The following is a 21457-nucleotide window of genomic DNA, read 5'->3' on the forward strand; positions in this document are numbered from 1 at the left end:
TCGAAACAAGGAACAATCACATGGCTGCAAAAGACGTACGATTCGGCGGCGATGCCCGCACCCGCATGATCCGTGGTGTCGACATCCTGGCCGATTCGGTCAAGGTCACGCTCGGGCCGAAGGGACGCAACGTCGTGCTCGACAAGTCCTACGGAGCGCCGCGCATCACCAAGGACGGCGTCACCGTCGCCAAGGAGATCGAGCTCTCGGACAAGTTCGAGAACATGGGCGCCCAGATGGTGCGCGAGGTGGCGACCCGGACGTCGGACACGGCCGGCGACGGCACGACCACCGCGACGGTTCTCGCCCAGGCGATCGTGCGCGAAGGCGCCAAGGCGGTCGCGGCCGGCATGAACCCGATGGACCTCAAGCGCGGCATCGACGTCGCGTGCGATCTGGTCATGGATGAGCTCAAGGGTCGCTCCCGGAAGGTGTCGACCGGCGGCGAGATCGCCCAGGTCGGCACGGTTTCGGCCAACGGCGACAAGGCGATCGGCGACATGATCGCCAAGGCGATGGACCGCGTCGGCAAGGACGGCGTGATCACCATCGAGGAAGCCAAGAGCATGGAGACCGAGCTCGAGGTGGTCGAAGGCATGCAGTTCGACCGCGGCTATCTCTCGCCCTACTTCGTCACCAACGCCGAGAAGATGATCTGCGAGCTCGAGCAGCCCTACATCCTGATCCACGAGAAGAAACTGTCGAGCCTGCAGACGCTCCTGCCGCTGCTCGAGCTCGTCGCGCAGTCCGGTCGGCCCCTGCTCATCATCGCCGAGGAGATCGAGGGCGAGGCCCTGGCCACCCTGGTCGTCAACAAGCTCCGCGGCGGGCTCAAGGTCGCGGCCGTCAAGGCGCCGGGCTTCGGCGATCGCCGCAAGGCGATGCTCGAGGACATTGCCGTCCTCACCGCGGGCGAGCTGGTCAGCGAGGATCTCGGCATCAAGCTCGAGAACGTGACGCTCGCCATGCTGGGCAACGCCAAGCGGGTGCGTGTCGACAAGGAGAACACCACGATCATCGACGGCGTGGGCAAGAAGAAGGACATCGAGGCCCGGGTCGCGCAGATCAAGGCACAGGTCGAGGAGACGAGTTCCGACTACGACCGCGAAAAGCTCCAGGAGCGCCTGGCCAAGCTGGCGGGCGGCGTGGCGATCATCAAGGTCGGCGGTGCCACCGAGGTCGAGGTCAAGGAGCGCAAGGACCGTGTCGAGGATGCCATGCATGCGACCAAGGCCGCGGTCGAGGAGGGGGTCGTCGCCGGCGGCGGCGCCGCCCTGCTCTATGCGTCGCGCGTGCTAGAGAACAGGCGAGGCGCCAATCCGGACCAGCAGGTCGGCATCGAGATCGTGCGTCGCGCGCTGCAGGCGCCGGTGCGCCAGATCGCCCAGAATGCCGGCTTCGACGGCGCCGTCGTCGCCGGCCGGCTGCTCGACCAGAAGGACGTCAATCTCGGCTTCGACGCCCAGAAGGGCGAGTATGTCAGCATGCTCAAGGCCGGCGTCATCGATCCGACCAAGGTCGTCCGCACGGCCCTGCAGGGAGCCGTGTCGGTGGCCGGCCTGCTGATCACGACCGAGGCGATGGTGGTCGATTCGCCGACCGCCGATGCGCCACCGGCGATGCCGGGCGGCGGCATGGGCGGCATGGGCGGCGGGATGGGCTTCTAGTCCCTTCCTTCCCGGAAAGGAGGCGCCATGACCTTGCGCGCGGAATATCGCCTGGGTCACTCCGAGTACAATGCATTCCTCTTCGCTGCCCTCGGCGAGGACGAGGCCGGGCTGCCCCTCACGGTGCTGTCGGCCCTGACCCGGCTCGGCCTCGATCCCTGGCAGGAGGCCGCCCGCCTGGCCGATCTGCCCCGGGAGGTTGCGGCACGACAGGTCGCCGAGAAGATCGGCCAGTTGCCTGCGGGCAACTGGACGGCCGCCGATGTCGGGGCGATCGCCGAGCGTCTCGTCGGCTGCCTGCCGGCCCGCAGCGTTCCGGCCGTCCCGCTGCCGAAGGACGCGCCGCCAGGGCGCCCCAAGAAGGCACCGTCCCTCGCGATCTGGGTGGTTTGCGGCGTTCTGCTCGCCGCCGTGCTGGCGGTCCGACTCTTCTATTCGTAGCCGGACCGCGCCCTTCCTCTTCGCCGGGGAAGAGGAAGGGCGGTCTCGCCAGGGCGGGTTCTTACTTGATCGTGACCTGGTGCGTGACCTTCTCGCCGTCGGTCACCGTCAGCTCCCGGAAGCCCAGCAGCTTCAGCAGGTCGAAGAAGGTCGCGTCCTCGGCCACCGTGCGCTCCTGGAAGAACGGCGACAGGCGCGACATGGTCGTCATGTTGGCGAGCAGCGCGCGCATGCGATAGACGGTGTTGAGCTCGCCCTGCTGCATGCCGACGATGATCATCTTGTCGGCCTTCTCGCCCTTGGCGAACACGGCATAGGGCACGCGGTAGGCCGACTGGATCGTGCCCTGGGACACGACCGTCACGAACTGGATGCGCTGCGGGCGGTCGACGCCCTCGATGGTCTTGAGGCTCGATTCGAACACCTCGGTCGATGTCGGCTTCGGATAGTAATAGCCGATGTAGCGGTCCTCGGTGGGCGACTTGGCCGGGGCCGCGGCCGGCTTGGCCTGCTGCGCCAGCACCGGCAGGGCGGTCGCGGTCAGGGCGATGGCTGCGAAGGCGGCGACTGTCTTGATCATGATCCGTGTCTCCGGGTGCTGGCGATCAGAACAACGTATAGCCGCCATCGATCACGAAGTCGCGCCCCGTCGTGTAGGCCGTTGCGTCGCTGGCGAGGTAGACGGCGATCGGCCCGAAATCGGCGCCGACGCCCCAGCGGCGCTCGGGAATGCGCGGCAGGACGTTGCCGGCGAACTTCGGGTTGGCGACGGCGTTGGCCGTCATCTCGGTCTCGATCCAGCCCGGCAGGATGGAGTTCGCGGTGATCCTGTGACGCGCCAGCTCGACGGACAGCGCCCGCACCATGGCGCACACGCCGCCCTTGCTGGCGCCGTAGTGGCTGGAGCGGGCGGCACCCTCGATGGCCGCCGTGCTGGCCATCGCGACCAGCGAGCCGCCCTTGCCGCGCTCGACCATGTGCCTGGCGGCGGCCCGGAAGGTGAAGAACACGCCGTCGAGGTTGACGCGCAGGACGCGGCGCCATTCCTCGTAGTCCATCTCGAGGATCGAGCCCTTGCCGCGGCCCGACACGCCGGCATTGGCGACGCAGTTGTCGACATGGCCCATCACCTTCAGCGTCTCGGCGAAGGCCGCCTGGACCTGGGCCTCGTCGCCGACATCGACGATCTGGGTGTGGATCTTGCGGCCGTGGCGCTTCAGTTTCTCGGCGGCGTCGGCGTTCTTCCCGGGGTTGGTGCCCCAGATGCAGACGTCGGCGCCGGCCTCGGCCAGCGCGTCGGCCATGCCGAACCCGATTCCGCCGTTGCCGCCGGTCACCAGCGACACCTTGCCCGTCAGATCGAAGCCCTTGTAGGCCATGCGAAGTCCCCCTCGGTCGGTCTCATCTTCCCATGTTCCTCTCCCCCTTGGGGGAGAGGTCAGGTGAGGGGGCTCGACGCGAAGACTGTCTCCTGCATCGCCCCCTCACCCAGCCTCTCCCCCAAGGGGGAGAGGAGCATGAGCGGGACGATGAACACGAAACGTCGCGTCAGTTCAACTTGTCGGTTTCGACCAGCACAATCTCCGCGTCCTCGACCGCGGTGATCTCGACTTCCGGCAGGTCGACCACGGCCACGCCGTCGCGCGCCTTGGCCGTCACCGGCGAACCGTCGGCGCCGCGCACCTCGATCCTGCCCTTGGCCGCCACGAGATAGGCCGGCTTGCCGTCGAGCGTCTGGCGGAACGACTGGCCCGCCTTCAGCGTGCCGGCATACAGCGCACCGTCGGCGTAGAGCGGGATGGCGCCGTCGTGGCCGCGGCCCGAGGCCAGCGGCACGAGCTTGCCGTCGCGCCCTTCGGTCGGGAACTGGACGGTTTCCCAGCGCGCCGGCACGCCCTGCTGGTTGGGCAGGATCCAGATCTGGAACAGCTCGGTTTCGGCCTGCTCCATGTTGTACTCGGCGTGCTGGATGCCCTGGCCCGCGCTCATCACCTGGATCTGGCCGGCCTCGGTGCGGCCCTGGTTGCCCAGGTGATCCTGGTGGGTGATCGCGCCTTTGATGACGTAGGTCACGATCTCCATGTCGCGATGGGGATGCGGCGGAAAGCCGGACTGCGGCGCGATGCGGTCGTTGTTCCACACCCGCAGCGCACCCCAGTGCACGCGTTCGGGGTTGCGGTACTCGGCGAAGCTGAAATGGAAGTTGGCGTTCAGCCAGCCATGGTTGGACTTGCCGAGCTTCTCGAAGGGTCTGAGTTCGATCATGGTTTACCTCTTGCCGCCAAGATGGCCCGTCGGGTCAGGGGATCAAGTTTCTGGTTGGTGACTGCAGGGACGCGGCGATCCGGGGCCTTGAACGCGGGCGCCGGCGCGGCGGCTTGGCTGTTTCCAGCCAAATGCGTCATGCACTAGGGTGGCCGCCATGCAGCCTGAAGTCCTCGCCTTGCCGGACCCCGCCCTGGTCGAACGGATGCACGTCCTCGAGGGCCGCACGGACGGGACGGATCCGCATTTCGAGCGCTTTCGCAGTGTCCTCACCCAGCTGTCGCGCGACGCCTGGCAGGCGCTGACGGACGAGCTCGACTGCGATCGCGGGCCGCTGGCCGAGGTCGGCGTGATGGTCTTTCCGCTCGACCCGGGCCTCGCCGGGCGGCTGCTCGCGGCGATGCTGTCGGCGCCGCGCACGCGGATCCGGCGCCGCGACTTCGCGCCGGGCTACATGAGCACCGCCACCGCCCAGTGCGACTATCTCAACAGCGGCAACCAGTACCGCAAGCTGACGCCGGCCTCGCGGGCGCTGCTCGCCGAGTTCATGGTCGAGGCCGGCCCTCTCATCGAGCGCATGATCGGCCATCCCTATCGCATCGCCTCGACGCGCCAGTTCCAGCTCATCCCCAGGCGGCCGGCTGCCGACCGTCATCTCGACGGCTGGCCGGTGGCCATGCGCAAGATCTTCATCCTGCCGCAGGGCTGCGGCACGCGCTCGGGCACGACCTGGTTCCGCCGCCGCGACGGCGTGGAGTTCACCCTGGAGAGCGACGCGCCGGTCTGGATGCTGTTCGAGAACAGCGTGGTGCTGCACGCGCCGATCTCCGGCGTGGCGCTGCGCCCGACCATCGAGTTCGACATCGTGCCGGCGCGGCAGACCAGCTTCGAGGTCGTCGATGCCGGCATCGGCGGCTGGTATCCCTACTTCCCGACCGAGCAGGAACTGCAGCGCGCCACGCGCTCTGCCCTCGAGCGCTTCCTCGAGGAGATGCCGGAGGGTGCGCCGGTCGAGACCTGGCGGCAGCGCCTCGCCCGGTCGCTCGCGCGCCTCAGGCCGAGGCGCGGCTGACCTAAAGCATGATGAGATTGGCTGGAAGCAGCCAATCTCATCATGCTCTCCCGCAATCGACGACATTCGAGCGCGCGGATGAGATGAGGTGGAATCGCGAGCGATTCCACCTCATCTCATCCCGCTCTAGTTCCGTTTGCGTCCCTGCAGGACCAGAAGCGCCAGACCGACGCCCAGCATGATCGAGGCCAGCAGGCCGAGCCCCATGGCGACATAGCCGGTCGCCGTCAGCGTCGAGGGCGGACCGCTGCCCAGGTACACGAAGCCGATGCCGAGGCACAGGATCAGCGTGAGCAGGCCGACGCCGATCATCGACGCGACGCCCGAGAGTCTGGAGTTCTTCGTCACCGGCCGGACCTCCGCAAGGACGGGGGATTCTCGGCCTTCCGACGTCCCGCCTGTGCGACCAATCGGTGGCATGAGGCCGCCTGGTTCACCTTCCGCGTCTGCCCGACGTGCGGCCGCCTCTGGCGCCGGGCCCGTCAGTCCACCCGTCAGGCCCCGGTCGCGCCGAGCTCGTTCCTGCAGATCGCGCCGCCCTTCATGATGAGCTTGAGGGTCTCCTGCGGCCGGGCGAACACGCCGAGATCGGCCAGCGGATCGCCCTCGACGACCAGCAGGTCTGCATGGGCGCCCTCGGCGATGACGCCGAGCATGCCTTTCTCCATCAGCAGCTCGGCGTTGACGGCGGTGGCCGAGCGCAGGATCTCGGCCGGCGTGTCGAGGTCGCGGCGCATCTCGAACTCGCGCAGCTGCGATTTCTGGGCGTCGGGTCCCCACAAGTCGGTGCCGAAGCCGATCGGGACGCCGTGCTTGCGCGCCCACCGGTAGACCTGCCGGCCGCGCGCGATGGTGCGTTCGAGGTTGCCGACGATGGCCGGCGACAGGTGCTCGTGGTCGGCGCTTTCGACGCGCTGCACCAGGGAGATGAAGGTCGGCACGTAGAAGGCCCGGTGCTCGGCCATCATGGCCACCGTCTCCTCGCTCACGAAGTTCGCGTGCTCGATGGAGCGGACGCCGGCCTGCAGGCAGCGCCGCACGCCCTCGTCGGTATAGACGTGGGCCATGACATAGGTCCCGCGGGCCGCGGCTTCCTCGACCGCCGCGCGCAGCTCCTCGGGCGTGAACTCGTAGCGCGTGGCGTGCCCTTCGGCCGGGAACACCACGCCGCCCGAGGCGAACAGCTTGATCTGGGTGGCACCGCGGCGCAGCTCCTCGCGCGCCGCCTTGCGCACCGCGTCGACGCCGTCGGTGATCACCGACATGACCGAGAAGGGTCCGGCATGGCCGCACGGGTCGGTCTCCTCATCCGGTGTCCGGAAGTCGGCGCCGCCACCGGTCTGGGTGAGCGCCCGTCCGGAGAAGTACAGGCGCGGCCCGATGATCCGGCCTTCGGCGAGCAGCCGGGCCGTGGCGTGGCCGGCGCCGCCGGCCTCCCGGATGGTCGTGTATCCGTCCATCAGGCAGTTGCGCAGGTAGTCCGCCGAGGCGATGGCGATGTCGGCGGCCGGGCTGGCGATGTTCTTCGGTGTGAGCGACAGGCCGGTGATGTGGGCATGGGCGTCGATCAGGCCGGGCATCAGGGTCCGGCCGGCGACGTCGATCACGGTCGCGTCCGCGGCCTCGACCGGCGCCCGCGAAACCGCAGCGATGCGGTCGTCCCGCACCAGCACGTTGTAGCCCGGCTGCCGGGCGGCGAAGCCCTCGAGGACGAGACGGGCGTTGATGAAGAGCGTCGCTCCCATGAGCGACAGAGTAGGCGCTGCGGGAGGACTGCAGAAGTGGCTATTGTCCCGCCCAAGACCGCCGAACCGTCCTCGGCCCTCGTCCTTTTCTCCAGCAGCCAGGATTCCACCACCTGCCTCGCCGGGGCGCTGTCGTGTCGCGAGCGGGTGGAGACAATCGGCTTCGCCTACGGCCACCGGCTCATCGCGGCGATGGAGGTGCGCGAACCAGGGCGGCGCGGCATCGCGCGCTGTCCGCCGACTGGGGCCGCCGGCTGGGGCCGCCGGCTGCGAGAGGTGCGATGCCAGCCGGCTGTGGGCTGCCGGCTGCCTAGGCTACCGCGCCAATGATGGCGACCGGGCCACCGCCGGCGGGCCCCTGGTGCTCCGCACCCCCTGAGACGTAGAGCAGCGTATCGCCGATCGCGCCGGCCAGCGCGCCGCCGACCAGCGCGCGGGCGTGGCGCGTCGAGTGGATGTCGCTGTCGTCCAGCATGGTGTGGCGGCGCCCGCGGATCTCGCCGGTCGGCGAGGCTTCCGCCTTGGCGAGAACGGCAACGACTTGGTCGCGGCCGATGCCCAGCCGGTCGAGCACGCGCGTCGCCGCCGGGGCGTCGATGGCGTCGGTCATTACGTCGTGGCCGATCACGAGGTTGCCGCCCCAGCCGGGCGCGTTGCCAAGCACAACGATCTCGTTGCGCAGCAGCTCGACTCCGGCCGAGGTGCTGGCGACCTTCGAGTAGAGCGACCAGTCGCGGCAGATCGCCGCTTCGTGCGCCTCGCGGATCTCGCCCAGCGCCAGCGCCACTCCCAGCGCCGAGGCGCCGCGCGACAGTGCCATCGAGTAATAGGTGTCCTCGGTGGTGACGGCGGCACCGCGCCGGCTCGCCTCCTCAATGCGCTCCTTGGTGAGCAGTGGGCACTTGATCTGCACGAAGTGAACGTCGGCCGGATCGGCGATGCCGGCATCCCGCATGGCGAGGCGCACGGTCGTGGCAGTCTCCTCGATCTGCGCCGCGCGGCCGATTTCCTCGGGCCTGAAGGGGCGCGTCAAACCGACGCCGATGGCGAGCCGCGGCGGCAGCTTGGGCGCCGGCGCGGATTCGCGGCACATCACCAGGAGGTGCGGCGACAGGCCGCCCTCGGTGCCGCCCGACATGACGATGGCGACCCGCTGCTCGATCTGCGACAGCGGGCAGCCCAGCCGCTCCGACAGCAGCAGCTTCAGTGCGAGTGTCGCGTAGCCGCGCGTGTAGTCGTTGACGCAGCCATTGCCCTCGGTCTTGCCGACGATCGCCACGATGGTGGCAGGATCGATCTCGCCTGCATCGATGGCGCGCGTCAGCGGCAGGGTGTCGTTCGGTCCGGCCGTCGGCAGGCGCAGCACGCGGGCGCGGCGGAAGGCATTCGTCGTGTCAGGCATGGGCAGCGCCTCGTTGTGCGATCGCAAATCGCGTCACCAGCCGGCCGAGGACAGTAAGCACCGGCGTGTCGACGCCGTTGGCCGCGCCGATCGCGCACGGCGCCTCGACCAGGGCGGCGATCTCGAGCGGCCGGCCGGCCTCGAAGTCCTGCAGGGTCGACGTCCGGAAGCCGCGCATGTGGCCGTTCATCGCCAGCCGCTGCTCGGCGTCGACGGGCAAGGCGATGCCGACCGAACCGGCGACGGCGATCAGCTCGTTCATGGCCGCGACACAGATGTGGCGCAGGCTTGGATCGTCGATCATCTCGTCCATCGTCGCGCTGGCGACCACCGACAGCGGGTTGAAGACCCCGTTGCCCAGCAGCTTGGTCCAGACCTCCTGGCGGATATCGTCGGTCTCGACGATGTCGAGATTGGCCTGCCGCAGCAGCTCGGCGATGCGCGACAGCCGGCCGTCGCGGCGCGGGATCACGTCGCCCAGCACCAGCCGGCGGCCGGAGCTCCAGTCGATGCAGCCGGGGCCCATCCGCGTCGCGCCCATGTAGACGACGCAGCCGACCAGACCCGCCGGATCGATGCCGGAAGTCATGGCGCCTGCGGGATCGAGGCACGAAAGCGTGTCGGGCGCCGCCGGCTCGGACTGGCCGGCGAAGTACCACCAAGGAATGCCGTTGATCGCCGGAATCAGCGTCGTCGACGGCCCGATCAGGCGCTTGAGCAGCGGCATCGCCGACGGCCAGTCGTGTGCCTTCATGGTGCCGAGCACCATGTCCTGCAAGCCGATGTCGTCGTCGGGCGACGCGACGGCGACGCGGACGGTCTCGCGTCTGCCGTGGCGCTCGATGGTGAGGCCGTCGCGGCGAAGGGCGTCGGCCGACCGGCCGCGGGCGATCACCGTCGGCGACAGGCCGGCACGAGCCAGCGACCATGCCACGACGCCGCCGATGCCGCCGGCACCGACCACCGCGATGCTCGGGAATGTCATGTCAGAGTGGCGCCTCGCCGCGGACCGAGGTGCGCCAGATGACACGCCGGTGCAGCGCGTGGTCGTATTCCGTCGCGGTGTGCATCGTTCCGCGATTGTCCCAGATCAAGACGTCGCGGGGCCGCCAGCGGTGGCGGTACTGGAAGGCAGGCTGGGTCGCGTGGGCGAACAGCCGGTCGAGATAGGGCCAAGCCTCGCTGTCCTCGACTCCCGCAAGGCCGGCGAGGCAGTTGCCGCCGAGATAGAGGCTCCTGCGCCCCGACATCGGATGGATGCGGATCATCGGATGGGTGACGTCGGGCGTGCGCGCGAGCTGCCCGGCGGTCAGCGGCGCGGCGTTGCGGCGCTTGGCGTGGAGGTGGCGATAGCTGTGCAGGCCGCGCAAGTGCCGCAGCCGTTCTTGGTCGTCGTCGGGCAGCGTCTCGAAGGCGGCGTAGGTGCTGCAGAAAAGCGTGTCACCGCCTTCCGTTGGCGTCTCCACGCCGTAGAGCAGCGTGTAGGCCGTCGGCTCGGCAAAGTAGGAGAGGTCGGTGTGCCAGCCGAAGCCGTCACGCGGGTTGCCGATGTTGCGGCCGTTCTCGACCACGTTCGACAGGACGTAGATGTCGCGATGGCTGGCCATGCAGTACTGATCGAGCACGTGCGGCTCAAGCTCGCCCAGCAGTCGGCTGACCGACAGCAGCTCGTCGGGGGTCAGCGTCTGCTCGGGGAACACCAGAACGGCATGCTCCGTCAGCGCCTCCAGCAGCGGTGCCGTCGATGCGCCGTCGAGAAAAGACCGCAGATCGACGCTGGCGACCTCCGCTGCGAGATGCTCGGTGAGAGGGCGTGCGACGAGCCTGGGAGCATCTGTCGTCATGTTGGGGCGCGTATGCACAGTCCGTGCCGCGCGAAACGCTCCAGCTGGACAGCGAGCGGTGCGGTTGCGATAGGAAACGCATGCAATACGCGCGTCACCTGCGGTTGATCGACATGATCGCCCGCACGGGTTCGATCCGTCGCGCCGCCGATCGGCTCGGCATCGCTTCATCGGCGCTGAACCGCCGCGTCCAGGAATTTGAGCGCGAGATGGGCGCTAGGCTGTTCGAGCGCCGGCCGCGCGGCGTACGCCTGACCGCCGCAGGCGAGATCGTGATCGCGCATATCCGCAGCACGCTGTCGGACCTCGAGCAGGCGAAGTCGATGGTCGACAGCTTGCAGGGCGTGCGTCGCGGTACGATCCGCATCGCCGCCATCGAGGCGTTGGCAAACGGCTTCCTGCCCGAGGCGATCGCCGAGTTCCTGTCGGACCACCAGCAGATCGAGTTCAAGACCACGATCATGGGGCGCGAGGACGTCGTGCGCGCGGTAATCGAGTTCGATGCCGACATCGGCGTCGTCTTCAATCCCGGCCGCGACCCAATGTTCAAACACGTCCTCGAGATCGAGCAGGCGCTGTTCGCGCTGATGTCGAACCGCCATCCGCTGGCCCGGCGCGAGCAGGTGCGACTGGCCGATTGCGCGGAATATCCGCTAGCGCTGCCCGACCGCTCTTTGGGCGGCCGCCTGCTCCTCGAGGAGTTTCTCGCCAGCAAGGCCTTGATGCTGCGGCCGTCGCTCGAAGCCAACTCGTTCGAGCTGATGCGCGAATATGTCCGCCGCTCGGAGGCCATCTGCTTCCAGATCGGCATCGGCACATTGTCGGCAGCCTCGGCGGGCTGCCGTGCCGTGCCGGTCGCCGACCGTGGCCTGCCGAAGCGCAAGCTGGTGGTGGGAACTCTGCGCGATCGCGTGCTCCCGGTGGCCTCCGCCATGTTCCTCGAGGCGATTTGCGCCCGTTTGGCGGGCACCGCCCGGAATTCGCAGGCGTTGGCAAAGGCTTAGCCCGAGTCATTCCGAAGGCAGATTGCTGCGCTCGAATTCTGGCATCGCTGTGCTTCTAAAATTGCCTCAGCACGCTCAGTCCGGCGGGCGGCCATGGCCCATCGATTGCTTCGTGAAGACGGGTGTTCACGCTGCCGACAGGGAGTGCCGCGCGATGAGGGGTCCTAGCAATCCGATATGTCCTTCCGGCGTCTCGCGACGCCGGGTTCTGGCCGGCGCCGCTGCCGCCGGCACCGCGGCGCTGGCGGCGCCGCGTCTCGCCTTCGCCGCCAAGGACAAGGTCGTCCTGCAGATGGGCTGGATCAAGAGCGTCCAGTATGGCGGCTACTTCGCCGGCCTCGAGAAGGGCTTCTTCGACGCCGAAGGCATCGAGGCGGAGTTCCTGACCGGCGGCCCCAGCATCGATTCGATCAACGTCGTGGCATCGGGCCAGGCGCTGGTCGGCGATCGCGACAGCACCAACATCATCCTGGCGCGCGCCAAGGGCATCCCGGTCAAGGCGTTCGCTGCCGCCTACCAGATCAGCCCGTATTCGCTGATCACCGCCAAGGGCAAGAAGATCTCGACCCTGAAGGAGATGGAAGGCAAGACCATCGCCATCCCGCAGGGCCGTCGCGCCACGATGGCGGCGCTGCTCAAGCGCGCCAACGTCGACGCCACCAAGATCACCTTCGTGCCGACCGGCACCGATCCCGGCATCCTGGCGACCGGCCAGGTCGATGGCTACTTCGGCTGGTACACCAACCAAGGCTCGATGCTGACAAAGAAGGGCTTCGCCATCGACTACACGACCGAGCACGACCTCGGCAATCCGACCTATCCGGTGGCGCTGTTCGCGCTCGACGAGACGATCGACAAGAAGAAGGACCTGCTAGTGCGCTACTTCCGCGCCCAAGCCAAGGCGTGGAAGTGGTTCGCCGAGAACCCCGAGGCGATCGCACGCGTGACCGTGGAAAAGTACGGACCGCGCGGCCTCGACCTCGAGCAGCAGATCGGCGAGGCCAAGATCACCGCGCCGCTGATCATGATGGGCGAGGCGGCGACCAAGGGGCCGCTGTGGATCGACACGCCGTTCTTCAAGGACGGCATCGCCTTCGGCAAGGAGGCGGGCTTCCTCACGACCGACGTGCCCGTCTCTGCCGTGGTCACGCAGGATATCGCCAAGGCTGCGGGATGACCGACGGGGCCGACGGGACTTTCACCGTCGCCCGGGCGCTCACGCATCCGGGAGAGGGGACGTGCGCCCACAACGTCGCCTTTGCCTTCTCGGACGGCCGCGTCGCGGCGATCCGCGACGCGGCCGCCCCGTCCTCGGCGGACAGGCTCGCGTTGCCGGCGCTGGTCAATGCGCACGATCACGGGCTCGGCCTGTCGAACGTGGCGCTGGGCGCCGGCGACGATCCGCTGGAGATCTGGCGCGTCGGCCTTTACGGCCGTCCGGCGCTCGATCCCTACGCCAATGCCGCGGTCGCGTTCGGACGGCAGGCGCTGTCCGGCGTCGGCACGGTCGTCCATCTTCATGTCGGCGGCGCGCGTGGCGCGGCGATGCTCGACCAGGTACGCGCGGTGTGCGGCGCCGCCCGCGACGTCGGCGTGCGCCTGGCCTTCGTCTACCCGCTGCACGATCGCAACTGGCTGACCTACGGCGGCGACGACGCGCTGCTCGCGGGCTATCCCGAAAACCTGCGCGGCTGGCTGCGCCGGAACCTGGTGCGCGAGGCGCCGCCGCTCGACGAGGTCGCGGCCACCGCCGAGCAAGCCGCCGCGATCTGCGCCGATGCCGGCGTCGTCTTCCAGCTCGGGCCCAACGGGCCGCAATGGTGTTCCGATCCGCTGCTGCGTCTGGCGGCCGACCTGTCGGCGGCCAACGGCTGGCGAATCCACATGCACCTGCTCGAAACCCGGACACAGCGCGCCTGGGCCGATCGCACCCATCCCGACAGACTGCTGGCGCATCTCGATTCGCTCGGCCTCGTGTCGGAGCGGCTCACGGTCGCTCACGGCGTATGGCTGCGTGAGCCCGAGATGGCGCTGCTGGCGGAACGCGGCGCCACCGTCGCGGTCAATGCCGTCTCCAACATGCGCCTGCGCTCGGGCCGCTCCCCCGTCGCCGCCTTCCTGCGCAGCGGCCTGCGCTTCGCCCTCGGCCTCGACAGCTTCTCGCTTGACGACGACTGCGACGCGCTGCGCGACCTGCGCGTCGCCTACCTCCTGAACGCCCACGCCATGGTCGAGCCGCCGCTCGACCCGAAGTTGCTGTTCGAGGCGGCGCTGTCGCGCGGCTACTTCTCGGCGACCGGCGAGACCGGCTACGGCGTCCTACGAGCCGGCGCGCCTGCCGATCTCGTGACGATCGACCTTGATGGGCTCGCCGCCGACCGGCTCGAAGGCACCGTCGCCGAGCAGGACCTGTTCCTCACCCGCGCCAGCGCGCGCCACGTCGCCGACCTGGTCGTCGCCGGCCGGCCGGTGGTGCGTGACGGCAGGCTCACCGGAATCGACCTCGACGGCCTCGTGCGCGAGCTCGCCCGCCAGGCGCGCGCGGCGCCGGGCGGCGACGAGGCCCAGCACTTCATGGCCTGGCACAAGGCGGGGCTGCGCGCGCACATTGCCGCCGCCTCCTAGGACGAGAAATGGATTCGCATCTCGAGTTCGTCCGCGTGACAAAGGAGTTCGATCTCGACGGCAAGAGCTTCACCGCCCTGTCCGATGTCTCGCTCGCGCTGCGGCGCGGCGAATTCGGCGCCATCATCGGCCCCAGTGGTTGCGGAAAGTCGACCCTGCTGCGCATGGCGGCCGACATCGTCGAGCCGACGGCCGGCCGCATCACCATTGACGGCCGTCCGCCGTCCGAGCTGCGCGCGAGGCACAAGGTCGGCTTCGTCTTCCAGGAAGCGACGCTGCTGCCCTGGCGCTCGGTGCTGGAGAACGTCGCCCTGCCCATCCGCATCGTCGGAAAGGGCCACTCCGACGCCGCCGATCCGGCGGCGCTCGTACGGCTGGTCGGCCTCGAAGGCTTCGAGAGCGCGCGACCACGCCAGCTCTCGGGCGGCATGCAGCAACGCGTGGCGATCGCCCGCGCCCTGGTGCTGCAGCCCGAGATCCTGCTGCTCGACGAGCCGTTCGGCGCGCTCGACGAGATCATCCGTCAGCGCATGAACCTCGAGCTGCTGCGCATCTGGAGCGAGAGCCGCACCACCGCGCTGCTGGTGACGCACAGCATCGCCGAGGCGGCCTTCATGGCCGATCGCATCTTCGTGATGTCGACCCGGCCCGGCCGCATCCTGCGCGAGATCGAGATTGACCTGCCGCGGCCGCGCGCGATCTCGATGATGCGCAGCCTGGAGTTTGCCGATTGCGTGAACAATCTGCGCGACGTGCTGTTCGGCGCCGAGGCGGAGGTGATGGAGTATGTCTGAGCCGGGCCGCCGGCCCGACGAGCGCGTGCAGGCGATCGTCATCCCGCTGATCTCCGTCGGCGTCGCCCTGCTGGCGGTCGAGCTGACCAAGCGCGGCGGCTTCCTACCGGTGACCATCCCGGCGCCCAGCCAGGTCGCGGCCTCATTCGCCAAGAACCTCGACACCGTCGTCTATCATCTGGTGCCGACGCTGCGTGCCGCCGCGATCGGCTTCCTTGTTGCGGTCGCCGTGGCACTGGCGCTGGCGACGGTGGCGACGCTGGTCAGGTTCGCGAAGTCGCCGATCTACAACATTGCCGTTGTCACCTACAGCATCCCGCTGCTGGCGCTGTCGCCGGTGCTGGTCGTCTGGCTGGGCAACGGTCCAGCGGCGCGCATCACGATCGCGGCGCTGGCCGGCTTCTTCCCGGTCATCGTCGGCGCAATCCAGGGCCTCGATGCCATCGACCGGCGGCAGAAGGAGCTGTTCGACGTGCTGTCGGCGAGCCCGTTGCAGCGCTTCTGGCTTCTGTCGGTGCCGTCGTCGCTGCCGTTCCTGTTCTCCGGGCTGAAGATCTCGGCGGCGAGCGCGGTGCTTGGCGCCATCGTCGCCGAATGGGCGGGGGCGGAGCGTGGGCTTGGCGTGATGATGGCCTACGCCCTGTTCGCCTTCAACGTCGAGCAGGTCTGGCTGACTGTCGTCACCGCGACGCTCTGCGCCATCGTCGCCTACGGCGTCGTCCAGGCCGTCGAGCGGCTGGTCGTCACCTGGCAGGTCGAGAGCGACCTGTGACCCTGCCGCGCGCCCTGCGGCCGCTGGCGCCGCTCGGCACGATCGTGCTGTTCCTTGCCGGCATCTCGCTGGTCTGGCAGGGCGTCATGCAGGTCTTCGCCGTCAAGACCTACTTCATGCCCTATCCCGGCCCGACCTGGCTCGCGATCCTGAAGCAGTGGCCGGTCATCTGGAAGAACCTGTCCAGTACGCTGCTCGAAGGCCTGGTCGGGCTGGCGATCAGCGTCGTGATGGCATCGGCGGTCGCCGGCCTCTGCGTCAACTGGCGGAGCTTCCGGCGCGCCGCCATGCCGTTCGCCATCGCCGTACGCTCGATCCCCATCGTGGCCATCGCCCCGCTGATCACCCTTGTCGCCGGCCGCGGTTTCGCCACCGCAGTGATCGTTGTCGTGCTAGCGACGTTCTTCCCGTTCTTCGTCAATGCCATGCGTGGCTTCCAGGACACGCGGCCGACCATGCTCGAGTTGGCGCATGTCTACGGTGCGTCGCGCTGGCAGACCTTCTATCTCATCCGCTTCGTCTTCGCCCTGCCACACCTGTTCTCCGGCCTGCGCACCGCCGCGCCGCTCGCCATCCTGGGCGCGATGCTGGCCGAATGGCTGACCGGCAGCGCCGGCATTGGCTACCTGATCCTCGATTCGGCGGCGACGCGCGACCTCGAGTTGCTGTGGGCGTCGATCCTGGTCAGCACCATCCTGGCGATGCTGGTGTTCTGGCTGACTGCGGCGGCCGAGAAGATGCTGCTGGCGCGAACGACCTAGAGGTTGCTCGGCCAGCCGGCGCTGCGATGCGCGCCGCTGTCGTAGAACGACTTCATGCCGTTGCGCAGGCCGGCGAGGAACGGCCGCTCGCCGACGATGCGGTCGATCGAGCGGCTCGCCTGCGCCGTCAGCTCGGCGCGGGCGCCGGCGAGGTCGAACGTCGCAAGCCTGGAATCGGCGACGACGGTGCGGCCACCGACCACCAGCCGCATCACGTTGCGCGCCGTCGCCCGAGCGAGCGTCAGCAGCAGCGGATCGGCCGCCCGGTTGGCGTCGGACGAGAGGCTGTCGTAGTCGAGCACGACGAAGTCCGCCGGCGCGCCCGGCTGGAGTCGGCCGATGTCGGTGCGTCCGGTCACGGCGCGATGGCCGGTCTCGCACATCGCTCGCAGCGCCCGTCGCCACGACAGGCCGCCCTGGTCGAAGCCGACGCCGTCGTGGACGTAGTGCGCCAGCCGCAGCTCGCGGAAGCCGTCGTCGTCGTCGTCGAGCGCCATGTTGTCGACGCCCAGCGCGACCGGCATGCCGGCATCAAGGAAGGCGGCGACCGGCGCGATTCCCGACCGCAGCCGCAGGTTGGACGAGGTGTTGACTGCCACGGTGACGCCGCGCTCGCCCAGCAGCTCGATCTCGTCGGGCCGAAGCCAGACGCCGTGCGCGATGGTCAGCCGGTCCGACAGCAGCCCGACCGAATCGAGGTAGCGCACCACACCCTGCGGATAGGCGCCGTCGGCGAACTCGCGCTGGCGCCTGGTCTCCAGCAGGTGCATCTGCACGCGTCGGCCGCTCTCGGCCGAGGCCTCGGCGATCGCCTCGATCAGGGCGTCGGAGCACCACTGGATGCCGGTCGGGCAGAACTGCACGGTGACCGTGTCGTCCTCGATCTCGCGCGCGATCGCCTCGACCAGCGCCACCTGCTCGGCCGGCGCCACTACCGGGCGGTCGAAGCGCCGGCGAATCTCCTCCTGCAGCGCCGGCTCGACGTGGCTGAGCAGTGCTGCGTCGGGACCGTAGGCCAGGCGGTTGCGGTCGCGCATCGGGACGCAAAAGGCGAGGCGGATGCCGATGTCGCGAGCCGCCCGCGCACAGGCGACGGCCTCGTCGAGCAGCGCCGCCGGCGAATGCGGGACGTGGAAATGGACCACCGACCCGATGCCGCTGCGCGCCATGCGGGCATAGGCGACGCCGGCGATCAGGTACGGATCGGCCTCCGGTGCGTTGTACATGGCGGGCAGCCACATCTCGAGCGACTGGTCGGTGGCGCCGAAGCTCACGTTGCAGATGCCGCGGCAATGGTCGTGGCCGTTGGCGAGGCTCGGCAGCACGAAGCCGGAAGAGGACGGCTGCGAGGGCCCGACATCGTCGACCGCGATGATCGTCGATCCTTGCCAGGACAGGAGCTTGCCGGTGGCGAGCGGCGCATCGGCCGACGGCAGCAGCCAGCCGGCGGTGACGGTCTCCAGTGTGATTTCGCTCATGCCGCGCTCCGCGCCTCGTCGAAGGCGAAAAGGCCCGGCGTGCCGCCGGTATGCCAGTAGAGCAGGTCGGCCTTGCCCGGCAGCCCGCCGTCACGGGCGAGCTGCAGCACTGCCTTCATGGTGCGGCCGTTGTAGACGGGGTCGCATAGCAGGCCGTCGCCGCGGGCGACGGCGCGGATGGCGTCGAAGTCGCTGCCGTCGGGCTTGGCGTAGCCCGCGCCGTAGAAGCGGTCGTCGACGCGCAGCCTCTCGACGGGGACGGCGACGTCCAGCCCGAGATAGTCGGCGGTCTCGCGAATCATCGTCGCCATGGCCGGGACCATCTCGACTGCCGTCTTGCCGGTGCTGATGCCCAAGATGTCGACTTCCCAGCCGAGCGCCGCGGCGCCCAGCACGAGGCCGGCCTGGGTGCCGCCGGTCCCCGTCGGGAAGACGATGCCGTCGATGTCGTATTCAGCGAGCTGTCCGCGTGCCTCGGCCATCGCCTCGACGAAGCCGCGGATGCCGACCGCCGTCGAGCCGCCGGGCGGCAGCACGTAAGGCTTGCGGCCGCGCGCCCGAAGCTCCGTCACGGTCTTCTCGATCAGGCGGGCGATCGGCTCGCCGTTGGAGAAGTGCAGGGTGGCGCCATAGAGCTTGCCCAGCAGCACGTTGCCGCGCGCGGCATTGGGCTGGGCGCCGTCGAGGCAAAGCACGGCGTTCAAGCCGTAGCGCACTGCGGCCGCCGCCGCCTGCACGCAGTTGTTGGATTGCAGGAAGCCCGTCGCGACGAGCGTGTCGCAGCCGCTCTCGCGCGCATCCGCGACCAGGTAGGCGAGCTTGCGCGCTTTGTTGCCGCCGAGCGCCAGGCCGGAGAGATCGTCGCGCTTGACGACGACACACCGTCCGATCTCCGCCGACAGCCAGGTCAGTTCGTGCACCGGCGTCGGGAACTGGCCGATCGGCAATCTGTCGGGAAGCTTGTGCGAGACGGGCTTGGACGACATGGGCGATCCTCGGACGAGTCTTCGTTTGCCTGCCCCGGCCTGCACCAACCGTGCCGAAGCCGTTTCGGCCAGTGATGCCGAGATGAGGGCACACCGCGTGCGCTTTTCGTGCGCTCGCAGGGTGCGTCGTTGGCTTGGAACTTGCCTCTTCGCGACCGGAGGCAGCGGATGGATCTCATCGTCGAGGGCGCGCGGGACGCGACGACCGGCCGACCCATCGCGCTCGGCATCGAGGCTGGCAGGATCGCCTTCGTCGAGCCCGCGGTCCCTCCCGGCGTGACCGGCCGGCGGATCGACGCGGCCGGCTGCATCGCGTCGCCGGCCTTCGTCGAGCCGCACTACCATCTCGACAAGTGCTTCCTGACCGAAGGCGCCGCGCCGGAATCCTCTTTCGAGGACCAGGTGGCCGCGGTCGCCGACAGCAAGCGCCGCTACACGATCGACAGCGTGGCCGAACGGGCGGTGCGCGCCGGCCGAATCCTGGGCGCGCGCGGCGTCGGTCGCGTGCGCGGATTCGCCGACATCGATCCCTATGCGCGGCTCATCGCCTTCGACGGCCTGCTCGAGGCGCGCCGCCGCCTCGCGCCGCTGCTCGACGTGCAGATCGTGGCCTTTGCCCAGCACGGCCTGGTCGATGCGCCGGAAACGCTGGCGATGATGCGTTACGCCCTGTTCCACGGCGCGACCGTGGTCGGCGGCCATCCGCAGCTCGAGGCCTCTCCCGAGGCATCGCTCCGCCAGATCGAGCTGGTCTTCGAACTGGCCCGCGAGTTCGACGCCAATGTCGACTTCCACGTCGACGAGAACGACCGAATCGATTCGCTGTGGCTCGAGCAGGTGCTGCGCGCCGCGATGGCCCATCGCTGGGAAGGCCGCGTCGCCGTCTCGCATGCCGCGTCGCTGCCCAAGCAGTCGCCGGCGTACCGGCAGTCGGTCTACGCGATGATGCGAGACGCCGGCGCTGTCATGGTGTCGAGCCCGACCTCGGGCCTGCTGTTCCGCGGCCTCGACGCCGCCGATCCGCCGCGCGGCATCACCACGGTGAAGGAGATGATGGCGGCGGAGATCCCCGTCGCCAGTGCGCAGGAGACCTACCAGTCGGTCTTCGCACCCAACCTCCGGCTGCCCGATCCGATCCTGAACGCGCTGATGCTAGCCTATGCCGCCAAGCTCGCGACCGACGACGGCCTGGCCCGGGTGTGGCGCTCGATCACGGCTGACGCCGCGAAGGCGGTCGACGGCTGCGACGTGTCCTATGGGCTCGCCGTCGGCGCCACGGCCGACTTGGTGGTGGTGAAGGCCGAGAGCATCGTCGATGCCTTCAACCAGGCCGTTCCCGGCCGCATCGTCATCCATGGCGGCCGCGAGGTCGCGCGCTCGAGCTTCGACGAGACCATCCATGCCTGACCCGGGCGGCAGCGCCGTCTTTCTCAACGGTCGCCTCGACGGCGGCGCGGCGGTCGACCTGATGGTCGACAAGGGCCGCATCATCGCCTTCGATCGCAATGCAGCGTCGCCGGGCATGGCGTCGATAGATCTCGACGGCGGCCTAGTGCTGCCCGGCCTGATCGACGGCCACGCGCATCTCGACAAGAGCCTGGTGGGCGACGTGTGGATCGACAACGACTCCTCGGCCGTCATCCAGGACCGCATCGATCACGAGCTGCGTGTCGAATCGCTGGCGCGCCTCCCGCTCGCCCAGCGTGCGGCCAATCTCGTCGAGCTCGCGATCACCCATGGCACGACGCGCATCCGCACGCACGTCGACGTCGAAAGCCGCTACGGTATCGGGCGCGTCGAGGCGATCGCCGGCGTGCGCGAGCGCTATCGCGACGCAATCGACATCGAGATCGTGGCGTTCCCTCAGCTCGGCGTGGTCAGCCGCCCGGGCACGGTGGCGCTGCTCGATGCCGCGCTCGATGCCGGGGCCGACCTGCTGGGCGGCATCGACCCAGCCGGCGTCGATCACGACGTGAAGGGCCAGCTCGACGTGCTGTTCGGCCTCGCCGCCAAGCGCGGCGTCGCCCTCGACTTCCATCTGCACGACCAGGGCAGCCTCGGCTTGCACCAGCTCGAGCGCATCGCCGAGCGCGCGGCGGCACAGTCGATGCAGGGACGGGTAGCGATCAGCCACGCCCATTGCCTCGGCACGGTCGATCCCGCGCTGCTGCAGCCGGTGATCGACAAGCTGGCGGCTGGCGGCGTTTCCATCATGACATTCGGGCCGGGCGCGGTCGCCATGCCTCCCATCAAGCGCTTGCGCGAGGCGGGCGTGACGGTCTTCAGCGGCAACGACAATATCCGCGATCCATGGACGCCGTTCGGCAACGCCGACATGCTGGAGCGCGCGATGATCGTTGCCTATCGCTCCGGCTATCGTAGCGACGGCGATCTTCGCATCGCCTTCGATCTCGCGACGGTCGCTGCCGCGAAGGCGACGGGTGCTGCGGATTACGGCCTGTGGCCGGGCGCGTGGGCCGACTTCAGCGTCGTTGCAGCGGCGTCGTTTCCCGAAGCCGTGGTGGCGCGGCCGGTGCGCGACTGCGTGGTCAAGCGAGGGAAGGTGGTCGCGCGTGGCGGCAGGCTGGTCGGTCGCTGACG

Annotated in this window: 22 protein-coding genes; 12 read left to right on the top strand and 10 right to left on the bottom strand. The window is 69.1% G+C overall.

Going from position 1 to position 21457, the window contains the following annotated elements; translation table 11 throughout:
• Window positions 1-20: 20 nt before the first annotated feature.
• On the top strand, window positions 21-1667 hold the full coding sequence (groL, locus tag ACO073_RS06885) for a chaperonin GroEL (RefSeq protein ID WP_421996414.1): 1647 nt from the start codon (window positions 21-23) through the stop codon (window positions 1665-1667).
• Window positions 1668-1694: 27 nt separating this feature from the next.
• A complete protein-coding gene (locus ACO073_RS06890) occupies window positions 1695-2108 on the top strand; it encodes a hypothetical protein (RefSeq protein ID WP_421996415.1) in 414 nt (137 codons plus the stop codon).
• A 61-nt stretch (window positions 2109-2169) separates the two neighbouring features.
• On the opposite strand, the gene ACO073_RS06895 is transcribed toward ACO073_RS06890, so the two are convergent.
• The 3 genes from ACO073_RS06895 to ACO073_RS06905 form a co-directional block, all read right to left on the bottom strand.
• On the bottom strand, window positions 2170-2688 hold the full coding sequence (locus ACO073_RS06895) for a hypothetical protein (protein ID WP_421996416.1): 519 nt from the start codon (window positions 2686-2688) through the stop codon (window positions 2170-2172).
• A 25-nt stretch (window positions 2689-2713) separates the two neighbouring features.
• Complete coding sequence (locus tag ACO073_RS06900) at window positions 2714-3487, bottom strand: SDR family NAD(P)-dependent oxidoreductase (RefSeq protein WP_421996417.1); 774 nt, start codon at window positions 3485-3487, stop codon at window positions 2714-2716.
• Between the two features lie 169 nt (window positions 3488-3656).
• Window positions 3657-4373, bottom strand: coding sequence for a pirin family protein (locus tag ACO073_RS06905; RefSeq protein ID WP_421996418.1), 717 nt, complete (start codon window positions 4371-4373; stop codon window positions 3657-3659).
• 157 nt (window positions 4374-4530) lie between these two features.
• Between ACO073_RS06905 and ACO073_RS06910 the strand changes: the two genes are divergently transcribed.
• On the top strand, window positions 4531-5445 hold the full coding sequence (locus ACO073_RS06910) for a hypothetical protein (protein ID WP_421996419.1): 915 nt from the start codon (window positions 4531-4533) through the stop codon (window positions 5443-5445).
• 126 nt (window positions 5446-5571) lie between these two features.
• Here ACO073_RS06910 and ACO073_RS06915 read toward each other — a convergent pair whose 3' ends face one another.
• Window positions 5572-5793 (bottom strand): hypothetical protein, encoded by a 222-nt coding sequence (locus ACO073_RS06915; protein ID WP_421996420.1) that lies wholly within the window; start codon window positions 5791-5793, stop codon window positions 5572-5574.
• Window positions 5794-5939: 146 nt separating this feature from the next.
• Window positions 5940-7190, bottom strand: coding sequence for an amidohydrolase family protein (locus ACO073_RS06920; RefSeq protein ID WP_421996421.1), 1251 nt, complete (start codon window positions 7188-7190; stop codon window positions 5940-5942).
• Window positions 7191-7226: 36 nt separating this feature from the next.
• On the opposite strand from ACO073_RS06920, the gene ACO073_RS06925 reads away from it, so the two are divergent.
• A complete protein-coding gene (locus ACO073_RS06925) occupies window positions 7227-7520 on the top strand; it encodes a 7-cyano-7-deazaguanine synthase (protein ID WP_421996422.1) in 294 nt (97 codons plus the stop codon).
• On the opposite strand, the gene ACO073_RS06930 is transcribed toward ACO073_RS06925, so the two are convergent.
• The 3 genes from ACO073_RS06930 to ACO073_RS06940 are packed head-to-tail and all read right to left on the bottom strand — an operon-like array spanning window position 7501 to window position 10436.
• Window positions 7501-8592 carry a ring-opening amidohydrolase gene (locus ACO073_RS06930; RefSeq protein WP_421996423.1) on the bottom strand — a complete coding sequence of 364 codons (1092 nt, stop codon included), beginning with the start codon at window positions 8590-8592 and terminating at the stop codon, window positions 7501-7503. The genes ACO073_RS06925 and ACO073_RS06930 overlap by 20 nt on opposite strands.
• Window positions 8585-9577: a ketopantoate reductase family protein gene (locus ACO073_RS06935; protein WP_421996424.1), complete on the bottom strand. Its 993-nt coding sequence runs from the start codon at window positions 9575-9577 to the stop codon at window positions 8585-8587. Before ACO073_RS06935 ends, ACO073_RS06930 begins: the two co-directional genes overlap by 8 nt.
• 1 nt (window position 9578) lies before the next feature.
• Window positions 9579-10436, bottom strand: coding sequence for a TauD/TfdA dioxygenase family protein (locus ACO073_RS06940; RefSeq protein WP_421996425.1), 858 nt, complete (start codon window positions 10434-10436; stop codon window positions 9579-9581).
• A gap of 80 nt (window positions 10437-10516) precedes the next feature.
• On the opposite strand from ACO073_RS06940, the gene ACO073_RS06945 reads away from it, so the two are divergent.
• The 6 genes from ACO073_RS06945 to ACO073_RS06970 all read left to right on the top strand — a co-directional run bounded on the left by ACO073_RS06945 (window position 10517) and on the right by ACO073_RS06970 (window position 16392).
• Window positions 10517-11440: a LysR family transcriptional regulator gene (locus ACO073_RS06945; RefSeq protein ID WP_421996426.1), complete on the top strand. Its 924-nt coding sequence runs from the start codon at window positions 10517-10519 to the stop codon at window positions 11438-11440.
• Window positions 11441-11594: 154 nt separating this feature from the next.
• Complete coding sequence (locus ACO073_RS06950; protein ID WP_421996427.1) at window positions 11595-12617, top strand: ABC transporter substrate-binding protein; 1023 nt, start codon at window positions 11595-11597, stop codon at window positions 12615-12617.
• Complete coding sequence (locus tag ACO073_RS06955) at window positions 12614-14065, top strand: amidohydrolase family protein (protein WP_421996428.1); 1452 nt, start codon at window positions 12614-12616, stop codon at window positions 14063-14065. The genes ACO073_RS06950 and ACO073_RS06955 overlap by 4 nt, the downstream gene beginning before the upstream one ends.
• An 8-nt stretch (window positions 14066-14073) precedes the next feature.
• Window positions 14074-14859, top strand: coding sequence for an ABC transporter ATP-binding protein (locus ACO073_RS06960; RefSeq protein WP_421996429.1), 786 nt, complete (start codon window positions 14074-14076; stop codon window positions 14857-14859).
• A complete protein-coding gene (locus tag ACO073_RS06965; protein WP_421996430.1) occupies window positions 14852-15631 on the top strand; it encodes an ABC transporter permease in 780 nt (259 codons plus the stop codon). Before ACO073_RS06960 ends, ACO073_RS06965 begins: the two co-directional genes overlap by 8 nt.
• Window positions 15628-16392: an ABC transporter permease gene (locus tag ACO073_RS06970; protein ID WP_421996431.1), complete on the top strand. Its 765-nt coding sequence runs from the start codon at window positions 15628-15630 to the stop codon at window positions 16390-16392. The genes ACO073_RS06965 and ACO073_RS06970 overlap by 4 nt, the downstream gene beginning before the upstream one ends.
• On the opposite strand, the gene ACO073_RS06975 is transcribed toward ACO073_RS06970, so the two are convergent.
• Both ACO073_RS06975 and ACO073_RS06980 read right to left on the bottom strand, forming a co-directional pair.
• Entirely contained in the window at window positions 16389-17870 is a 1482-nt protein-coding gene (locus ACO073_RS06975; protein ID WP_421996432.1) for an amidohydrolase family protein, read from the bottom strand. The genes ACO073_RS06970 and ACO073_RS06975 overlap by 4 nt on opposite strands.
• Window positions 17867-18856, bottom strand: coding sequence for a 1-aminocyclopropane-1-carboxylate deaminase/D-cysteine desulfhydrase (locus ACO073_RS06980; RefSeq protein WP_421996433.1), 990 nt, complete (start codon window positions 18854-18856; stop codon window positions 17867-17869). The genes ACO073_RS06975 and ACO073_RS06980 overlap by 4 nt, the downstream gene beginning before the upstream one ends.
• A 168-nt stretch (window positions 18857-19024) precedes the next feature.
• On the opposite strand from ACO073_RS06980, the gene ACO073_RS06985 reads away from it, so the two are divergent.
• Both ACO073_RS06985 and ACO073_RS06990 read left to right on the top strand, forming a co-directional pair.
• Window positions 19025-20263, top strand: a complete 1239-nt coding sequence (locus tag ACO073_RS06985) for an amidohydrolase family protein (RefSeq protein WP_421996434.1) — start codon at window positions 19025-19027, stop codon at window positions 20261-20263.
• Window positions 20256-21455, top strand: coding sequence for an amidohydrolase family protein (locus ACO073_RS06990; RefSeq protein WP_421996435.1), 1200 nt, complete (start codon window positions 20256-20258; stop codon window positions 21453-21455). Before ACO073_RS06985 ends, ACO073_RS06990 begins: the two co-directional genes overlap by 8 nt.
• Window positions 21456-21457 lie beyond the last annotated feature (2 nt).

The sequence above is a fragment of the Reyranella sp. genome, assembly GCF_965229815.1.
In the GTDB taxonomy this organism is placed as follows: Bacteria; Pseudomonadota; Alphaproteobacteria; order Reyranellales; family Reyranellaceae; genus Reyranella.